This window comes from Pseudomonas sp. AC169 (assembly GCF_979258515.1).
The window spans coordinates 6,202,891-6,220,508 of the sequence record NZ_OZ409866.1 but is presented as its reverse complement, the minus strand read 5'-3'; the positions used below and the strand labels follow the sequence as shown (position 1 = coordinate 6,220,508).

Genomic DNA, 17,618 nt, shown 5'->3' with positions numbered 1-17,618 from the left:
GCCGCGCATGACTTTCGACTCCCCCCTCAGCGCCTGGCAGCACGCCGTGCAACACAAGGGCTTCATCCAGGATGAAGCCCAGGAACACGCGGTCTGGGCGCTGCAAAAATGCCACGAAGCCTTGCACGCCGGTGCCCGTTCGATCACCGGCGTTTATCTGTGGGGGCCGGTCGGGCGCGGCAAGACCTGGTTGATGGATCAGTTCTATCAGAGCCTGCGGGTGCCGGCGCGACGCCAACACTTTCATCACTTTATGGGCTGGGTACATCAGCGCTCATTTCAGTTGAGCGGGATTGCCGATCCGTTGCGCGCGCTGGCCAAAGAGCTGGCGGCCGAGGTGCGGGTGTTGTGCTTCGATGAGCTGTTCGTCAACGACATCGGTGACGCGATCATTCTCGGACGGTTGTTTCAGGTGATGTTCGACGAAGGCGTGGTGATCGTGTGCACGTCCAATCTGCCGCCGGATGATCTGTACGCCGATGGCTTCAACCGCGACCGGTTTGTACCGGCCATTGCCGCGATCAAAATGCACATGCAGGTGGTTGCGGTGAATGGCGCCGAGGATCACCGTTTGCATCCGGGGGCAGGCCTGCAGCGCTACTTTGTCGCTACCGCTGCGGTTAGCGCGCTGGAGGAAGTCTTTCAGGCATTGACCGTCGGGCAAGCGGTCAGCGCCGAACCGGTGGTGGTCGGCCATCGTGTATTGAACGTGGTGCAGGCCAGTGAAACGGTGTTGTGGTGCCGCTACGCGGATCTCTGCGAGCAACCGTTCGCGGCCATGGATTTCATCGCGCTGTGCGACCGCTACACAGCTATTCTGTTGAGCGAGGTGCCCAACCTGAGCGCACAGAAGCGCGAAGGGCGCATCGCGCGCGGCACCGAAGATGGCGCGCAGCGGGTGGTGGCCGGTGACCGCGAGCTGCCGCAATTGTCGGTTCACGACGATGGCGTGCGGCGTTTCATTGCGCTGGTCGACGAGTGCTACGACCGCAAGGTGCCGCTGTACATCGAGGCCCAAGTCTCCATGGACGCTTTGTACACCGAGGGTTATCTGGAATTTCCGTTCCGCCGCACCCTCAGTCGCTTGCAGGAGATGCAGCTGCAGCGTTTTACCGAAGCTTGAGCGAAGAGGGCGCCGACATGAGCCAACCGCTATCCCATCATTTGCTGACCATGGCTTACCAGAATGGCTGGGCCAATCATCGCTTGGCCAAGGCCTGGAAGCAGCTCGGCGCGGCAGACCTGGCGGCGCCTCGGGTGAGTTTCTTCCCGAGTATTCGTTTGACCCTCAATCACATCCTCACCTGCGACTGGTTTTACGTCGATGCACTGGAGCGCGAATTGCGCGGGGCCGAGCCGCATCCTGACTGCTATGTGTTTTTCAACGTCGACGAACCGTTCACAGACAGTCTGCAACTGCGCGAAGAGCAGGCTCACGTTGATCGACGGCTGATTGCGTATTGCGAGCAACTGCGCGATGCCGATCTGACCCGGATCGTCACCATCGCCCGTGATACGCCGCAGCACGACAGTCGTCTGCGTATGCTTTCGCACCTCTTTGAACATCAGATTCATCACCGTGGCCAGGTGCACGCGATGCTCAGCGATACCACGGTGACGCCGCCGCAACTGGATGAGTTTTTCTGTGTCGGCGAAAGTGAGCTGCGCGCTGCAGATTTTGCCGAACTTGGCTGGACCGAGGAATTGATCTGGGGACACTGACAGAGCAAAAGATTGTCGGCCGGTCCACACTCGCGCTAAGGTCAGACAGCCTTTCAGTGCGCACTTTGCGCGCCGGGGCTTTTGTATGTTCGGGGATGGAAATGGATTCCGCAGAGATTCTTGTGCTTCAAGCCATCTACAGCAATCCAACGCACGCCGAGGCCATCGGTATCGTGCTCAATCATTACGCAGAAGATCCTATGGGCGGCGGTCATTCGCTCGACCCGGAACTGCTGCGCCGACTGCCCGAAGAACTGGCCCGTCGCCCGCATGCGTTCAGCGTGCTGGCCTTTGTCGGTGGTGAGCCGGCGGGGCTGGTGAACTGCTTTGAAGGGTTTTCCACGTTTGCCTGCAAGCCGCTGGTTAACGTGCATGACGTGGCGGTGGTGGACCGGTTTCGCGGTCTCGGCCTGAGCCAGAAGATGCTGCAGAAGGTCGAGGAAATTTCTCGCCAGCGCGGTTGCTGCAAGATCACCCTCGAAGTGCTGGAAGGCAATGCTGTGGCGCAAGGTTCCTACCGCAAGTTCGGCTTCGCGCCGGGCATGTTTGACCCGGATCACGGGCGCATGCTGTTCTGGATCAAAAATCTGCAGGCCTGAAAGCCCCTCACCCTAACCCTCTCCCAAAGGGAGAGGGGACTGACCGAGGTGTTTTGGCGAGGTACGCCGACCTGAAACATCGAGCCGAACTCAGGTTTTGAAAAACATACAAAACAGCTCCTGTGCCTTGGGGGGACTGACCGAGGTGTTTGGGCGAGGTACGCCGACCTGAAATATCGAGCCGAACTTGGGTTTTGAAAAACATACAAAACAGCTCCTGTGCCTTGGGGGACTGACCGAGGTGTTTGGGCGAGGTACGCCGACCTGAAACATCGAGCCGAACTCAGGTTTTGAAAAACATACAAAACAGGTCCTGTGCCTTGGGGGGACTGACCGAGGTGTTTGGGCGAGGTACGCCGACCTGAAACATCGAGCCGAGCTCAGGTTTTGAAAAACATACAAAACAGCTCCTGTGCCTTGGGGGGACTGACCGAGGTGTTTGGGCGAGGTACGCCGACCTGAAATATCGAGCCGAACTCAGGTTTTGAAAAACATACAAAGCAGCTCCTGTGCCTTGGGGGGACTGACCGAGGTGTTTGGGCGAGGTACGCCGACCTGAAATATCGAGCCGAACTCAGGTTTTGAAAAACATACAAAACAGCTCCCTCTCCCTCGGGAGAGGGCTGGGGTGAGGGGCGAATTCACCACTAGTCAAAAGCCGGACACCCAATCCTGACTAATCAACAGAATGAGCACAAAAAAAAGGCGCCCCAATCAGGGCGCCAAACTGTCTTCTCCCGGGCCAGAGCGGAGCCACGGAAGGTCCATCGGTTGCTCGCTAATTCTCAGTCGCGATAGGACTCGGTCACCTGCGCCGTCTGATCGGCGGGAACGCGAATTTCTTTCGCGTTGGCGTCGCTCTTCTGCTCGCTCTGGGCGTGGTGGACCGGGAAGTTGTCGTAGTAATAGCGCATGCGCTCAGCGCCGCCTTCGGCAAAGACGCTGGCAGAACCCAGGGCAAACAGCCCGGCAAGGATTGCGGTAGTGATTTTCATGGTGCCTCCTACTGAACAAGTGGGAGCCGTTCGTCCATGAAGCAGATCTCGGAAGTGAGTCTGGGTGGCATGAATTAACACGGGGTTAACGCCCGTACAGTGTAGGTTTTGCAAGGTGTTGCGGGGCAATATCAGACAGACGCGGCGCACATCAAGCGAATGTGCGCCGTGCCCGAGGGGCGGGGGTCAGAGCTTCCAGTCGAGACTCAGGGTGACGGTGCGCGGGTCACCCCAATACACACCGTTATAGAAGCCGACGTTGTCGTAATACTTCTTGTCGAACAGGTTGTTGACGTTCAGTGACGCCGACAGGTGTCGGTCGAACTCGTAGCGCGACATCAGGTTGACCACGGTGTAAGCGCTCTGGGCGATTCGCGCTTCTTCGGTGTCACCGCCAACCGGCCGGCTCGAGGTGCCATACACATCGCTTTGCCAGTTCACCGCACCGCCCACGGTCAGCGCCTGCCATTCACCCGGCAAACGGTACGCGGTGGAGACGCGCAACAGGTTCATCGGCTGATTGGTGTTGGTGCGCGCGCTTTCGCCGTTGACCGAGTGGGTATAGGTGTAACCGGCGGTCATGTTCCAGCCCTGGAGGATTTCACCGGACACTTCCGCTTCAAAGCCGTTGACCTTATTGCCCTTGCCGCCGGATTTGTAGAACTGCTCGCGGGTCACCGGATCCGCCGGTACCGAGTTATCGAGTTCGGCGACGTTATCCTGCTTGCTCCAGAACACCGCCGTGGACAGGTTCAGGCGTTCCTCGAGCAGGCTGCCCTTGATGCCCACTTCATAGTTTTTGCCGACCACCGGGTCGATGTATTTGCGATTCTTGTCGCGGTTGCCCTGGGGCTTGAAGATGTCGGTGTAACTCACGTACGCCGTGTATTCCGGGGTCAGGTCGTACAGCAGCCCGGCGTAAGGCGTCCAGACGTCGTTCTGTTTCTGGCTGGTGTAATCGACCCCTGTCAGCTGCCGATTGGCGTTGTAACTGTTGCTGGTACTGGACGCTTCCCAGCTGCCGTATCGGCTGCCGAGCACCGCGTGCAGCTCATCGGTCAGGCTCAGGCGCGTGGCGATGTAGCCGGCTTTCTGCCGGGTATCGTCCTTGGACCCGGTGAGGTCGGTGACGGTGTCGCTGAATTTGGCGATGTCGCCCATGTATTTCCAATCGCGGATGGTCCCGTAGTCCTTGGGGCGCGCACCGGCAATGGTGTACGGGGAATTCGAACGGCGCTCGGCTTCACCGTAACCGAACATCATTTCGTGCTCACGGCCCAGCAGCGAGTAGGGGCCGGAGACATTGAAGTCATACGCCTGCATTTTCTGCGTACCGATCATGTGCGAGGTGTAGGCGATCATGCCGCTGCGGTCAGCCGCGGGAAAACCGGCACCACCGTAATAGACCTTGCCGTCGGTATTGCTCTCGCGATGGGTGTACGCCGCTTTCAGGCGCCAGCCGCCGGCCAGTTGCTGATCGAGGGTGGCGAACGCGGTCTTGTCTTGCAGCGGCCAGGAACTCCACGACGTCGCCATGTTGGTCGAGCGGCCTAGACCGGCCTTGCTGCCATCGGCATTCCAGTAGGGCACGGTGCCCCAGGATGAACCTTGCACATGCTTGTTCTGATAGTCGTAACCGACCGCCAGCACGGTGGAATCGGTCAGGTCCGCCTCAAGCACGCCATAACCGACCTCCCGTTGCAGCGCGTATTTGTCTTTGATCGACTGGTTGTCGCGATACGCCAACACCGTGCGCCCGCGAAGGCGGCCGTCGAACGCCAGCGGCCCGCCGACGTCGACGTAGCTGTAGTAATTGTCGTAGCTGCCGCCACTGACCCCGGCCAGCGCCTGCCACTGCGCGGTCGGACGCTTGCGCACCATGTTGATCGTTGCCGACGGATCACCCGCACCCGTGGTCAGCCCGGTGGCACCGCGCACCACCTCGATCCGGTCGTAAATGATCGTGTCGGAATCGGATTTCATGCGATCGAAGGTGTTGAGCATCCCGTCGATCTGGAAGTTGTTGATCGCATAGCCACGCGACGAATAGCTGACCCGATCCGAATCAAGATGCTGCACCACCACACCGGTGGTCTGGCGCATGGCCTCGGACAATGTACCGAGTTTGAAATCATCCATCTGCTGACGGGTGATCACCGACACCGATTGCGGGGTTTCCTTGATCGACAGATTCAGCCGCGTCGCCGCGCTCATCGCGCCAGTGGTGTAGGACTCGGTGTTCTCGGTGGTGGTGCCCAAGCCTTGCGCGCTGACGTTGGTCGCGGCCAGTTCAAGTGCCGTGTTTGCGGGCAGCGGCGGTTTTTCGGCTTCGATTTCAGCCAGCAGATCGGCGCTGAATGCAGCGCTGCACAGGCCGAGGGTGAGGGTCATGGAACGGGTAATGGGCGCGAACATCGCAGCCGACTCCTTGTCTTCGAGGGAAAAATTCCGTTTGTTCAAAGACGAGGGGTACGGCTGGGATTTAGTGTCAAACGAGAAATATTGTTATTTGAAGGTGTTTCAGAGGTCTGACTCGACCTCGCTTGAAAAGCAAAAGATCGCAGCCTTCGGCAGTTCCTACAGAGATCGGTGTAGGAGCTGCCGAAGGCTGCGATCTTTTGATCTTGCCGCTATCAGACCCGCAAACGAATCTGCCGGCCCAACACGTCCATCACGTCACAGCCATCACGCAGCAACATCGCAGCCGCGTGGGCCAGTTGCTGCACATCGGCACCTTTGGCGGAGGAGATATCCAGGCTGGCCAGACTTTCCATCATCTGCGTCACCGCGAGAAAACGACTGGCCGCGCTGCTGTGCAAGACATCGAGCGGGGCTTCGGTGGAGACGAGCAACACGGGGATGCTGTCTTCGTTGTGGGTCATAGAAATGTGCGGACTCATGCTTCACCTCCGGCCTGCGCGGCGTGCAGCCCGGCGACGGAGGCCAGTATCAATGCGCGGGCGGTGGCGAGCATTTGCTGGCTGGCCCAGTGCAGTGAACCGCTGTGTTCCGGGCGGGTCGCGGTGGGGGCTTGGTGGGCGAGGGCTTCGGCGCAGTTCAGGTAAACGGAAGCGTGTTCGAGGGCGTAGTGTGCCTGTCCTGACGCCCACCCGACACAAGCTGCGTGAAGCGGTCCGAACAATCAACCGGCTGTTTGAGGAACTGGAGTTGGAGAACCATCCCGACAAAACCTTTTGTAGCGCGCATTGAACGGGGCTTCACTTTCTTGCGAAAGCGTTACCCCGCGCAATAACCCCCGCCGTGTTAAAAATCTCATCATCGAAAAACGGCCAGCTTGAGGAGCAAGCCTCGAACGACATCCCGCGAAGGAGGTGTTTGGAGTGGACTACCGGTTTTCGTATCAACGCCCTTGGTATACATCGGGGGGGGTTAGGGATCTATGTGGTTGGTGGGCATAGTGCCCTTTGGGCGGTAGGCCATGGCAATAAAGAGGTGACCATGTTGGCCATCCCTAACACGCATGCCGGGGGTTTTGGGGTCGGCCTCCCATTGGGCGGTTTGCCCGGTGGGTGAGATTACCCCGGGTACAAATTGGGCGAGGGCCCATGTATGCGGCTCGGTGGTTCCTGGCTTCTGGAACCCATAGGTTATCGCGATGATCAGGGCCTGTTGTATAGGGTCGTCTTCCACTGAAAACAATTGCGCTCCGTTCCGGGTCGCCCATCCTCTGGCGTAGGAGTAGTTAAAGAATGTTTCTTCGCTCACAATAAGCTCATACACGTGTTCGCATGTCACCTGATATTTGACGGTCTGTCCTTTCGTGTCCCGCGCGCTGATCATTGCTGTTCCGATTCCTGTCGAGACCACGTAGCCGGTTGTTGCATCAACGGAGGCGACGTTGGGGTTCGAGGTGAGATATTCGTACGGTGGATAGCCGCCCTGTGCTGCTCGGGATTGTTGCGCGTTGTCGGGTAAGTACGCCGTTGCTTCAAAGGGGGGAGCAAATGGTGCGGGTGCGGGGTACAAGTGGACTCCATCAAGCATCATGGGGGTAGTGTCTATCTCCAGTGACCTGGAGGCATTAATGGTGTAAGTTTTTATCGGAAAATCAACCGCCGTATCAGCATTCGCAACCTTGTCATAGTTCAACTTGAACGCAATCTTAAGCGGACTTCCATCCTCAAGTTCCTGCAACCAAGCAACCTGCGCCGCCGTCACCAACCCCTCCGCCTGTTGATGCACTTCACCTGCCCAAAACACTTTCTCTACAGCCTCACCGTTCTGGTCAGTCCCGTCGTAACGCAGCCAGATATTTTGATTCAAAGCCTGCAACATCCATTTTTCGATCCTCAGTTGCGCACCTTCCTCCAATTGGGTCACATTTAGTTCATCGCCCACCGCGCCATCAATAGTTGGCGTTGGCAAATTCTTGTCGCCATCAGCAATCGGCAACACAGTCAGAGATAACTCCTCCGAGTCCTGCGGCACACCATTGCGAATGACGGTGTAAATCACCCTGACTGTTTTACCCAGGTTGAACGCAACCTGCGAATTGGGCAGCGGGACTTCCAAATCCTCCTGTGCAGTTACATCTATCGGGCCTTCAGTTTTGCTGCCTTCACCCGGCGTACCTGTCCACGTCACGCTCACCTGTGTACCGATCATGTCCGGATAAGCCCGGACAATAGCAGTCAAGGTATCTTTGGCGGCGATGGGTTGCAGGATGCTGTTAGGTGCTTCTTTGATCTCGGGATCTTTCAGATCCAGCGCCACGCCGACACTGAACTTCAACGGCTCGGCATAACTCGTCCCGCCCGCCACGCGTTTGATCTCGTACCGGGCGACCACCGTGCCGCCTTCATTGCCCTTGATCACCGCGGCCGGGATGGGGAACGGCACTCGCTCACCGGCGGTGAATTCGCTCAGCTTGATCGAGTCGGGGTATTGGCCGGTGATCGAGCCGGTCCAGAACATGAACACTTCATCGTCTTTGACTGTTTCCGTGTACGGCACGGTCAGGGTGGTGCCGGCGGTGTCGGCTGGCAGAACGCCGTCCACCACGCCGTCCACTTCAGGTTGCGGCAGTTCCAGGCGTGCTTCGCCGACGCGCAGGATGTCGCTGTGGATCGACTCGCGGATGGCGCGGGAGGCCTCGAATGGGTCCAGCTTGGCGAATACCGCATCCGCGATCAGTTGCTGGTAATAGAACTCCGCTGTGCCGCCGTTGACCGGGGTCAGGTGTTTGCCATCGATGTTGTAAGACAACGGCTCGGCCGCGACGATGTCGTTGCGGGTGATGGGGCGGGTTGGCAGTTCAGGCAGGTACGGTTTGAGGCCTGGCGTGGTGCCCAGCATGACCGGTTGGAGGACCTGGCCTTCGACGAAGGATTTATCGAATGGAATTTCCAGGCGTATCTGGGCCAGTGTGGGGTCGAGTGCACCGGAATCCTCATCCAGCACTTCCGGCGCGGCCAGCCGCTGGACTTCGCCAATGGCGCGGATGAATTGGCTTTTGGATTTCAGGTCGGCGGAGCTGTCGGCTTTTTTCAGGCGGTAAGACAAGGTGATCTGCGACTTGGCCAACTGGTGCAGCACGGCGTTGGGAGCCTTGATTTCAATAACGCTCGGCACGCTGGTCAAAGCAGTGCCTTCTACTTCCCGATCAATCGGCGCACCTTCGACCGGCGTGCCCTTGATCCTGATGAACGGGATGTCGCCGATTTTGAAATTGCTCGTGTCGGTGGCGATGATTTGCACGGTGCCGTCGGCGTCGCCCAGTTTGTCGACGTCCAGCACATTGTTTACTGTTTCCTTGAGCAACGGCGCGCCCAGCCGGGTCGCATCAACGGCCACCACCACACGCTGTTCGGGGCTCCAGTCCTCGGAGCGGTTGAAGACCTTGTCGTACACCTCGAACACCACGGCCACGCCGGGAAACTCTGCATCACCGGCGTCGCGGATGGTCTTTTCGTCGATGGTCACGGTGATCGGTGTCTTGCCTTCGGCCTGCTCCTGGGTCAGCGGCTCGCTGAGCACGTAGATCCCGCCCCAACTTACGCGACAAACATCGCCGACCGCAGCGTTGGGATAGGGCGGTTTGTCATCGGCCTCGCCAATGCGGATCTCCACGCCATCGGCCACGTTGTCCTTGTCGATGCTGCCGTCAAGAATGTCCTGCGCAATGATCATGATCAGCTTGGAATGCCCGCCATCACCGTTGTCATCATGGCCGCCCGGGCGCGTCAGCTTGACCACCACCAGCATGACTTCGGACGATTCAGCCACGCCACCCAACGGCTTGACGGAATAGGACACCGCGAACTGGCCGTCGACCATGTGCCGCGGAGGCACGAACTCGCGCAGTTTTGTGTTGACCTCGTCCTTGACGACGGTCTTGCTCAACACTTCTATGCCGGTGTTCCAATAAACTTTCAACTCGTCGCCAGGCGCCATGTTCCTCCACGGCCCCGCCAGGCACAGCAGGCCGTGAAGCGGAAAGTTGCCCAGCGCGGCGGCGATGTTGATGCCCCAGATATCGGGATCCCTCGACACCGGTTCTTTGCTGCGACCGGGGATGTTGAGTTCCTCAAGTAACAGGGGTTTGTTGGGGCTGGACATGGCGAGGACTCCGTGGCGGGAAGTGACGGAGTGATTGAACGGTTAAACGGGGGATTGCGCACCTGTCAGATCTGACAGGTGCGGGCTTGAATCCGACGGGTGGTAATGTTGGGAGAGGTCGATTCGAAGCTGAAAAACCTTAGAGATTGGTCGTCACCACGCGCTGCGTGGGAATGCGGCCCGGGACGCCCGCGTCGCTTTCAAAGCCGAACGCGGAGCGTCCGTGGAGGCGTTCCCACGCGGGAGCGTGGGAACGATCACCAAAGATCGCAGCCTTCGGCAGCGCCTACACCAATCTATGCAGGAACTGCCGAAGGCTGCGATCTTTTGATCTTGCCGCTATCAGACCCGCAAACGAATCTGCCGGCCCAACACGTCCATCACGTCACAGCCATCACGCAGCAACATCGCAGCCGCGTGGGCCAATTGCTGCAAATCGGCACCTTTGGCGGAGGAGATATCCAGGCTGGCCAGACTCTCCATCATCTGCGTCACCGCGAGAAAACGACTGGCCGCGCTGCTGTGCAGGACATCCAGCGGGGCTTCGGTGGAGACCAGCAACACAGGGATGCTGTCTTCGTTGTGGGTCATCGAAATGTGCGCACTCATGCTTCACCTTCGGCCTGCGCGGCGTGCAGCCCGGCGACGGAGGCCAGTATCAATGCGCGGGCGGTGGCGAGCATTTGCTGGCTGGCCCAGTGCAGTGAACCGCTGTGTTCCGGTCGGGTCGCGGTCGGGGCTTGGTGGGCGAGGGCTTCGGCGCAGTTGAGGTAAACGGAAGCGTGTTCTAGGGCGTCGAGGAGGGGGATGTCGGCTTGGACGGTGAAGAGGTGGTGGGCGACGTGGTCGCAAGGGGCGAAGGGGGTGGATTTTGTGGTTGGATCGGTCATGTGTAACTCCTAGGAAATGAAGTCGCCACGTGATCGCCGTCAAACGATTTGGGTGGCAACTGTACGCGGGTTGACGGACCGGTCCTAGGAACCCGGCGCACTCGAAAGCGCCCCACGCACAGCTGCCATAGAAGCTATGCAAGGACCTAGGAATACTTCGGGCCGTCAAACCCGATCACGAATGAGTCGTGACAGGCGCGAGGATAGGGAGTGAGGGCAGGGCAGTCAACCGCTGCAGTCTCCGGGAGTTTGACGGGATTCTTTGTAGGGACAACGCCATATACTCTTACAATTTCCTACAGCAAAAAAGATCGCAGCCTGCGGCAGTTTCTACACTGAATCATTTAGGAGTTATTACAGTTGCGATCTTTTTATCCAAAATAAACGGTAATGTGGCCTGGCCCTAGCAGCCACTTTTACGCTTAAGGGTATAAGTTTTCGGCGTTAATTAAACCAACGTATTTCATCAAGATAGAAGCCTAGGTTGTTGTCGTATCCGCACTCTATGGTGAAGTAAGAAATATACTGACCTGGTAATGCCTCATATTTGACCGTATAAACTTGTGGGTATGCGTGGGGGATATATTGGCTATGTATCTCTCCACTCTCATCGTAGTATCTGACTCGATGTGCATTGTGCGCATTGATATCTGCCACGGTGAATGAAACCTTGGTAGAAAGTCCGTCCCAGCTGAATTTCATGTGGCTTCTGTTAAGGCATAGCAATGTTAATTCCCCCATGTTATACTTATGCGCAGGCCCTGTTAGCGAGGGTTTGTAGGTAGTGGGGTTTGCTAAAAGGTCGAATGTCAGCCCGCTTTTAAAGCTGACAGATGCACCCACATAAAACTGCTGACTGGTTTCGGACTCCCAGTTTTCGTAACCCGATGTCAGAATCACTTTTTTTAGAATGTATTTGCGCAGGGGGAAATTCACCGCCGTATTGACGTTCAACTGCTTGGCGAAGTTTACCTTGAAGGTAATCGTCAGCTGACTTCCATCTTTGAGTCCCCGCAACCAAGGAACCTGAGCCGCCGTTACTAACCCCTCTACCTGCTGATGCGCTTCAGCTGCCCAGAACACTTTTTCTACAGCGTTACCGTTATTGTCAGTTCCGTGGTAGCAAAGCCAGATGCACTGGCCCACAGCCTGCAACATCCATTTTTCGATTCGCAGTTGCGCATCTTCCTCTAATTGCATTACATCCAACTCATCGCCCACGGCACCATCAATGCTTGGCGTCGGCAAGTTCTCGTCGCCATCAACAATTGGCAACACAGTCAGGGATAATTCCTCCGAGTCCTGCGGCACACCATTGCGAATGACGGTGTAAATCACCCCGACTGTTTTACCCAGGTTGAACGCAACCAGCGAATTGGGCAGCGGGACTTCCAAATCCTGATGTGCAGTTACATCTATCGGGCCTTCAGTTTTGCTGCCTTCACCCGGCGTACCTGTCCACGTCACGCTCACCTGTGTACCGATCATGTCCGGATAAGCCCGGACAATAGCAGTCAGGGTATCTTTGGCGGCGATGGGTTGCAGGATGTTGTTAGGTGCTTCTTTGATCTCGGGATCTTTAAGATCCAACGCCACCCCAATCCGCAGTTTCAACTCCTGCGAATGCCCCAACGTTTCTCCCCCTCGCTCAATCCTGTAATCCGCCACCACCGTGCCGTTGCGGTTGGCAGTCACGAATGCCTTGCCCACCGTGAACTTCACCGGTTTGCCCATCGTGGCCGGGATCATGTCCAGATAATCACTGGTGCTGCCGCCGGTGGCCGAGCCGCGCCAGCGGTAGGTCACGCGGTCCTTGTCCTGGGTGCCGAGGAAGGGCGCCACCAGCGTTGCGCCTATCGGTGGCACCTTGTCCGGATCCAGCACGTCATTGGCGTCTGCTCCTTCGACTTCCGGGCGATCAAAGATCGGCTTCGGCACGCCCACCTGCATGATGAACGGCAGCGATTCGCGCACGCTCAGCAGCAGGTTGTCTCTGTTGGTGACGACGTAGTAGACCTTGACGCTCAAGCCATCGAAACGCTGGATTTCGGTCTGGCTCACGTTGCGCAAGACGGGCTCGCCATCCGCGATGTTGCCGACCTGGCGTGGGTCCTCGTAGTAGACGGTATCGCCGCCAGGCACCTGCGCTTCCCAGATCAGGTTCAGCAGATCACTGCCGTTGCGGCCGACGTACGACGGAATACGCACCGTCGCCCATGGCGTATCGACTGGCAACGTCCCGCCCGGCGCCTCGTCAACCGTAGGCGCAAGCAGTTGGCTGATGTCGCCGACGACGCTGACGCTGGCGTTTTTCGAGGGGATGTCGGACGCATTCTCGCGGCGCCGGACAAAGCCCACCGATGCACTGCCCTTGGCGATGGCGCGCACGGCTTCGTTGGGGATGATGAAGTCGAGCTGAAAGGGCACGAACTCCACCGTTTTCGATAACGGGCCAACGATGATTTGCGGGCCTTGCGCGGGGGTGCCGGTCCAGGTCAGGACCACTTCATCGTTCACGGCAAAGTCTTTAGCCGTCGTGTACACGCGAACGATGACGTCGTCGTCACCCAGTGTGTCGAGGTCCACGCGATCGGTCGGCTGGCCTTTGACCAGCACCAGCGGTGGGTCGAGGCGGTCACCGTTCATGTCCACCAGCACCCGTTTTAGGGCCGACCACGGTGCGCGCTCGTCCGGGTAGTTGCCGCAGCGGTCGACCACCTGAAACGCCACGGCCACCGCGGAGCCATCGCCGGCGGCTTTGATCAGGTCGTAATCGAAAGTGATGTAGATGGGGTATTGATCTGGATCACGCGCTTGATCCGGGGTGACGAGATGAACCACTTTGTGACTGCCCCAACGGGCGTGGATGCGGTCGTATTCAGTCAGGTTGCGGTAGGTGAAGATGCGCATCGTCACCACGTCGGTTTCCGAAAAGTCCTGGTCGACTTCGTAGCGGTCGAGGGAAAAATTCAGGTCGGAGTGGCCGTCATCGCCGGGGATGTCATCGTATCCACCGGGGCGGGTGAATTTGACCAGCAGCTTCAAGCGGGGGGTGGATTCTTCGTCAGGAATGTTCTTGCCGGTGACCTTGTAGAACACGTCGATGACTTCACCATCGACCACAAAATCCTTGGGCAAGGTAAAGGCCACATCCCGATTGAGCTCGGACTCGTGCTCAAGGGTCTTGCTCCACACTGCATCATTAGGGTTGTTCCAGAAGAATTCGACATGCTGCTGGAGTTCCATTTTTAGCCAGGCGGGGATGACCACTTGCAAACCGTTTTCCACCGCACGAATGGGGATACCTCCGTCGTAGCCATCCTCGGGGTCAAGGCTGGATGAGGCGGGGAAATGCAAGCGCTTCAAGGCATAAATTTCTGAGTCGGACATGCGGGCGTGCTCCGTCGGGAAGGTGACGGAATGATTGAAAGCGCATTGACGCGATTGCGCACCTGTCAGATCTGACAGGTGCGGGCTTGAATCCGACGGGTGGTATGTTAGAAGAGGTCGAGTCGAAGCCGAAAAAGCCTTGGAGATTGTGCTGCGCTTCCATCCGACGGTCGCCTTTTGATGTTGCGGCTATCAGCGCGCAAATTCCCGTGTTTTGTCAGAAGCCCAACGGGTACTGAATCACCACGTAAATCCGGTCAATGTCATCGCCAGCCTGAGCCTCATTGGCCCGGTGCGATACATGCGAGACCTGCACTGACAGGTCCTTCGCCGCGCCCGACTGGACGATGTATTTCAAGTCGATATCGCGTTCCCAGTGTTTACCGCCATCACCTTGCTGCGGCTGGTAACTGCCGCTTTGCGCGTCGAACGGGTTATACGCGCCGCCCTGCGGTGCGTGGGTGCCGTCGATGTGGCTGCCGCTGACGTAGCGGGTCATGAAGCTCAGGCCGGGGACACCGAATGCACCGAGGTCGAGGTCGTAGCGCGCCTGCCAGGAGCGTTCGTTGGCGCCGTTGAAGTCGGCGTATTTGATCGAGTTGGCGAGGTAGATCGAGTCGCCACCGACGAAGTCGAACGGCGTGTCGCCATTGATCCGTTGCCAGCCAAGCATCACCGCATGGGGGCCGAAGGCGTATTTGCCGGACAGGCTGAACGCGGTGTTGTCGATGGCGCCGGCCAGCGCGCGGCCGGTGTCGCGGGTGTGATAGAGGTTAGCGTCGAGCAGTACGCCAGATTGCTTGAAGTGCAGATTGCCGTAGTACTGGTGCCAGGTGTCGTTGAGGTCTGATGCGTACAGCGCGCCGCCGACGGGACTGCCGCTGAACAGATCGGCGCCAACAAAACTGATCCCGCCGGCCTCGGTATTGGCGCCGTAGCCGTAGAAATCGCCTTTGCCCGATGAGCTGTCCTGATTCTTGAACGCGGTGAAATGCCCGGCCATTAGATTGACCTGGTCGAACTCGGCGCTGTTGAGCAGAAAACCCGTGGCGTACTCCGGTTGCAGGCGTTTGTCGGAGGTGTCGAACACCGGGGTTTCGACGGTCATTTCCCCGAAGGCGAGGGTAGTACGCGAGGCTTTCAACTTGAGCGCGCCGCCTGCGCTGGAGTAATCGTTTTCGCTGCGGCCATCGCTGTCGACCGGCAGCAAACCGGTCCCGGAATGGCCCTTGCCACCGTCCAGTTTCAGCCCGACGAAGGCGTGGGCATCGATGCCGAAGCCGACCGTGCCGGATGTGAAACCGGATGAGAAGGTGCCGATAAAGCCTTGAGCCCATTCCTGTTTGTAGTTTTTCCCAGAGGGTGAGGGTGAGCGGTAGTCGTTGCTCAGATAGAAGTTGCGGCTGAGCACTTCGCTTTTGGCGTCGTCGAAAAAACCGCTGGCGTGGGCGGTTGGGTTCAGACCGCAGAGCAGCGCGAGGAGGGTGAGACGCGAAGGGACGCGGTCGATCATGGTCGGTGGCCAGCGGCAATTAAGATGGCTGGGATGATCGAGTGTTTGCTGACCAAGGGATTGAGTGGATGTGCTCAATGAGCGGCATCAAACGAAACCCTGTGGGAGCGAGCTTGCTCGCGAAGGCGGTATATCAGTCAACATTTATGCCGGCTGACACACCGCATTCCCAGCGGTTTGACCGCGTTACGCCAGCGGCGGCGTGCGTGGCGGGATCTGGCGTTTGCTGCCGGTCGATTCGAACGCGGCGGCGAGGCGCAGCAGGCTCGAGTCGTCATAGGCGCGGCCAGCGAAGGTCAGGCCGACTGGCATGCCGATGTCGGCCATGACGCCCATCGGTACGGTGACGGTCGGCACGCCGAGGTGACGGATCGCGAGGTTGCCGTTGGCCACCCAAATGCCGTTGCTCCAGGCGATGTCGGCCGATTCCGGATTCACATCGGCGTCCGCCGGGCCGACATCGGCGACCGTCGGGAACAGCACGGCATCGAGGCCCAATTTGTCCATCCAGTCTTCGAGGTCGATACGCCGTGTCTGCTCCAGGCCACGCAGGCCGTCGGGCACGGTGCTGATTTCATTCCACGGCGTGATGCCACGCTCGGCCATGCGCACGTATTCGTCCATGCCGGCAGCCAGATCGCCTTCACGGTTGGGCAGGGTGCCCGGGTCGTGGGGGAAGATTTTCGGCCCGTCAACGTCAACCAGCCGATTGAGTTTCGGGTCACCGTTGGCTTGCAGGAAATCGTCGAACGCCCACGCGGTCAGGTCCCACAGTTCATGGTGGAGGAACTCTTTGGAGACCAGACCCCGGGTGAACACGGTCGGCGCGCCGGGGCGGTCGCCTTCGCAATTGGAGACCAGCGGGAAATCGGTTTCGATGACTTCGGCCCCGGCGGCTTCGAGGGCCTGACGCGCTTGCTTCCACAGGTCGATCACCGAGGCGCGGGTGTTGATGCGCTGGCCGGTCGGGCCACCGATGCCCGGTGCTTCGCTGGTGCCGGCTTCAGGGTCGGCATTGATGAACATGCGCGGCACGGCGAAACGTTTGCCAGCCAAGGCTTTCGCGTCGGCTGCCAGATCGGCGTAAGCGGCGGGGCGCACCTCGGTGACGCTGGGGATCGGTACCCACGGTTGCAGGCGCCAGAGGTCGCCACGGGTGTCCGGGTCTTCGGCGACGACGATGTCGAGGACTTCCAGCAGATCGGCCATGGTCCGTGCGTAAGGCACGACCACGTCCATGGTCGGGGTCAACGGCCAGTTGCCGCGCACCGAGATCACCCCGCGCGATGGCGTGTAGGCGCACAAACCATTGTTTGACGCCGGGCCACGTCCGCTCGACCAGGTTTCTTCAGCCAGACCGAACGCGGCGAAACTCGCGGCAGTGGCGGTGCCGGCACCGTTCGACGAGCCGGAAGCAAACGGCGCGGTCAGGTAATTGGCGTTGTAAGGACTTTCGGCGCGACCGTAGACGCCGCGTTGCATGCCGCCATTGGCCATCGGCGGCATGTTGGTCTTGCCCAGGCAAATCGCCCCGGCGGCGCGCAGGCGTTCGATGGTGAAGGCATCGCGATAAGCGACCAGATCGGCGAAGGCCGGGCTGCCGGACGCAGCGGTCAGGCCTTTGACCAGATAGCTGTCTTTGGCGGTGTAAGGAATGCCGTCGAGCGGGCCGAGGGTTTGGCCTTTGGCACGGCGAGCATCGGACGCCCGCGCTTCGTTCAACGCTTCAGGGTTGCGCACGACCACGGCATTCAGCGCCGTTGGAGTGTCGGCGCCGTCGTAGGCATCGATACGGGCCAGATAGGCCTGAACCAACTCGACTGCGGTGGTCTGCCCGGTTTCCAGCGCGGCGCGCAGTTGGGCAATGGAAACTTCGGTGACTTCGATCATGCGGCCACCGCTGTTTGAATTTGGGTGTTTTTCTTGGAAG

General features: G+C 59.0%; 13 protein-coding genes. 3 read left to right on the top strand and 10 right to left on the bottom strand.

Translation table 11 applies throughout. The annotated features are described in order from the left end of the window. Positions 1-7: 7 nt before the first annotated feature. The 3 genes from zapE (at position 8) to ACZZ0G_RS27620 (ending at position 2,321) form a co-directional block, all read left to right on the top strand. Positions 8-1,123: a cell division protein ZapE gene (gene zapE / locus ACZZ0G_RS27630; protein ID WP_463558373.1), complete on the top strand. Its 1,116-nt coding sequence runs from the start codon at positions 8-10 to the stop codon at positions 1,121-1,123. A gap of 17 nt (positions 1,124-1,140) precedes the next feature. Beyond that, positions 1,141-1,722, top strand: coding sequence for a DinB family protein (locus tag ACZZ0G_RS27625; protein ID WP_463558372.1), 582 nt, complete (start codon positions 1,141-1,143; stop codon positions 1,720-1,722). A gap of 101 nt (positions 1,723-1,823) precedes the next feature. Continuing rightward, positions 1,824-2,321, top strand: a complete 498-nt coding sequence (locus ACZZ0G_RS27620) for a GNAT family N-acetyltransferase (RefSeq protein WP_463558371.1) — start codon at positions 1,824-1,826, stop codon at positions 2,319-2,321. Positions 2,322-3,106: 785 nt separating this feature from the next. Here the strand turns inward: ACZZ0G_RS27620 and ACZZ0G_RS27615 are convergent. The 10 genes from ACZZ0G_RS27615 to ACZZ0G_RS27570 all read right to left on the bottom strand — a co-directional run bounded on the left by ACZZ0G_RS27615 (position 3,107) and on the right by ACZZ0G_RS27570 (position 17,578). After that, positions 3,107-3,316: a hypothetical protein gene (locus ACZZ0G_RS27615; protein ID WP_038363062.1), complete on the bottom strand. Its 210-nt coding sequence runs from the start codon at positions 3,314-3,316 to the stop codon at positions 3,107-3,109. A 186-nt stretch (positions 3,317-3,502) separates the two neighbouring features. Continuing rightward, complete coding sequence (locus ACZZ0G_RS27610; RefSeq protein WP_463558370.1) at positions 3,503-5,731, bottom strand: TonB-dependent siderophore receptor; 2,229 nt, start codon at positions 5,729-5,731, stop codon at positions 3,503-3,505. A gap of 218 nt (positions 5,732-5,949) precedes the next feature. Next, positions 5,950-6,216: a short-chain dehydrogenase gene (locus ACZZ0G_RS27605; RefSeq protein ID WP_463558369.1), complete on the bottom strand. Its 267-nt coding sequence runs from the start codon at positions 6,214-6,216 to the stop codon at positions 5,950-5,952. Further along, positions 6,213-6,458, bottom strand: coding sequence for a hypothetical protein (locus ACZZ0G_RS27600; protein ID WP_463558368.1), 246 nt, complete (start codon positions 6,456-6,458; stop codon positions 6,213-6,215). The genes ACZZ0G_RS27605 and ACZZ0G_RS27600 overlap by 4 nt, the downstream gene beginning before the upstream one ends. 248 nt (positions 6,459-6,706) lie before the next feature. Then, on the bottom strand, positions 6,707-9,895 hold the full coding sequence (locus ACZZ0G_RS27595; protein ID WP_463558367.1) for a hypothetical protein: 3,189 nt from the start codon (positions 9,893-9,895) through the stop codon (positions 6,707-6,709). Between the two features lie 342 nt (positions 9,896-10,237). Beyond that, positions 10,238-10,504: a short-chain dehydrogenase gene (locus ACZZ0G_RS27590; RefSeq protein WP_463558366.1), complete on the bottom strand. Its 267-nt coding sequence runs from the start codon at positions 10,502-10,504 to the stop codon at positions 10,238-10,240. Next, the gene (locus ACZZ0G_RS27585; protein WP_463558365.1) at positions 10,501-10,785 is read right to left on the bottom strand and encodes a DUF3077 domain-containing protein; all 285 of its coding nucleotides are present in this window, start codon (positions 10,783-10,785) and stop codon (positions 10,501-10,503) included. The genes ACZZ0G_RS27590 and ACZZ0G_RS27585 overlap by 4 nt, the downstream gene beginning before the upstream one ends. A 444-nt stretch (positions 10,786-11,229) precedes the next feature. Continuing rightward, positions 11,230-14,175: a hypothetical protein gene (locus ACZZ0G_RS27580; RefSeq protein ID WP_463558364.1), complete on the bottom strand. Its 2,946-nt coding sequence runs from the start codon at positions 14,173-14,175 to the stop codon at positions 11,230-11,232. A gap of 217 nt (positions 14,176-14,392) precedes the next feature. Beyond that, positions 14,393-15,688: an OprD family porin gene (locus ACZZ0G_RS27575; RefSeq protein ID WP_463558363.1), complete on the bottom strand. Its 1,296-nt coding sequence runs from the start codon at positions 15,686-15,688 to the stop codon at positions 14,393-14,395. 186 nt (positions 15,689-15,874) lie between these two features. Continuing rightward, positions 15,875-17,578 (bottom strand): amidase, encoded by a 1,704-nt coding sequence (locus tag ACZZ0G_RS27570; protein WP_463558362.1) that lies wholly within the window; start codon positions 17,576-17,578, stop codon positions 15,875-15,877. Between the last annotated feature and the right edge of the window lie 40 nt (positions 17,579-17,618).

What these genes read in the sequence shown, in the direction of transcription:
- zapE (WP_463558373.1), top strand. Translation starts at nt 8, where the DNA reads ATGACTTTCGACTCCCCCCTCAGCGCCTGGCAGCACGCCGTGCAACAC.
- ACZZ0G_RS27625 (WP_463558372.1), top strand. Translation starts at nt 1,141, where the DNA reads ATGAGCCAACCGCTATCCCATCATTTGCTGACCATGGCTTACCAGAAT.
- ACZZ0G_RS27620 (WP_463558371.1), top strand. Translation starts at nt 1,824, where the DNA reads ATGGATTCCGCAGAGATTCTTGTGCTTCAAGCCATCTACAGCAATCCA.
- ACZZ0G_RS27615 (WP_038363062.1), bottom strand. Translation starts at nt 3,316, where the DNA reads ATGAAAATCACTACCGCAATCCTTGCCGGGCTGTTTGCCCTGGGTTCT.
- ACZZ0G_RS27610 (WP_463558370.1), bottom strand. Translation starts at nt 5,731, where the DNA reads ATGTTCGCGCCCATTACCCGTTCCATGACCCTCACCCTCGGCCTGTGC.
- ACZZ0G_RS27605 (WP_463558369.1), bottom strand. Translation starts at nt 6,216, where the DNA reads ATGAGTCCGCACATTTCTATGACCCACAACGAAGACAGCATCCCCGTG.
- ACZZ0G_RS27595 (WP_463558367.1), bottom strand. Translation starts at nt 9,895, where the DNA reads ATGTCCAGCCCCAACAAACCCCTGTTACTTGAGGAACTCAACATCCCC.
- ACZZ0G_RS27590 (WP_463558366.1), bottom strand. Translation starts at nt 10,504, where the DNA reads ATGAGTGCGCACATTTCGATGACCCACAACGAAGACAGCATCCCTGTG.
- ACZZ0G_RS27585 (WP_463558365.1), bottom strand. Translation starts at nt 10,785, where the DNA reads ATGACCGATCCAACCACAAAATCCACCCCCTTCGCCCCTTGCGACCAC.
- ACZZ0G_RS27580 (WP_463558364.1), bottom strand. Translation starts at nt 14,175, where the DNA reads ATGTCCGACTCAGAAATTTATGCCTTGAAGCGCTTGCATTTCCCCGCC.
- ACZZ0G_RS27575 (WP_463558363.1), bottom strand. Translation starts at nt 15,688, where the DNA reads ATGATCGACCGCGTCCCTTCGCGTCTCACCCTCCTCGCGCTGCTCTGC.
- ACZZ0G_RS27570 (WP_463558362.1), bottom strand. Translation starts at nt 17,578, where the DNA reads ATGATCGAAGTCACCGAAGTTTCCATTGCCCAACTGCGCGCCGCGCTG.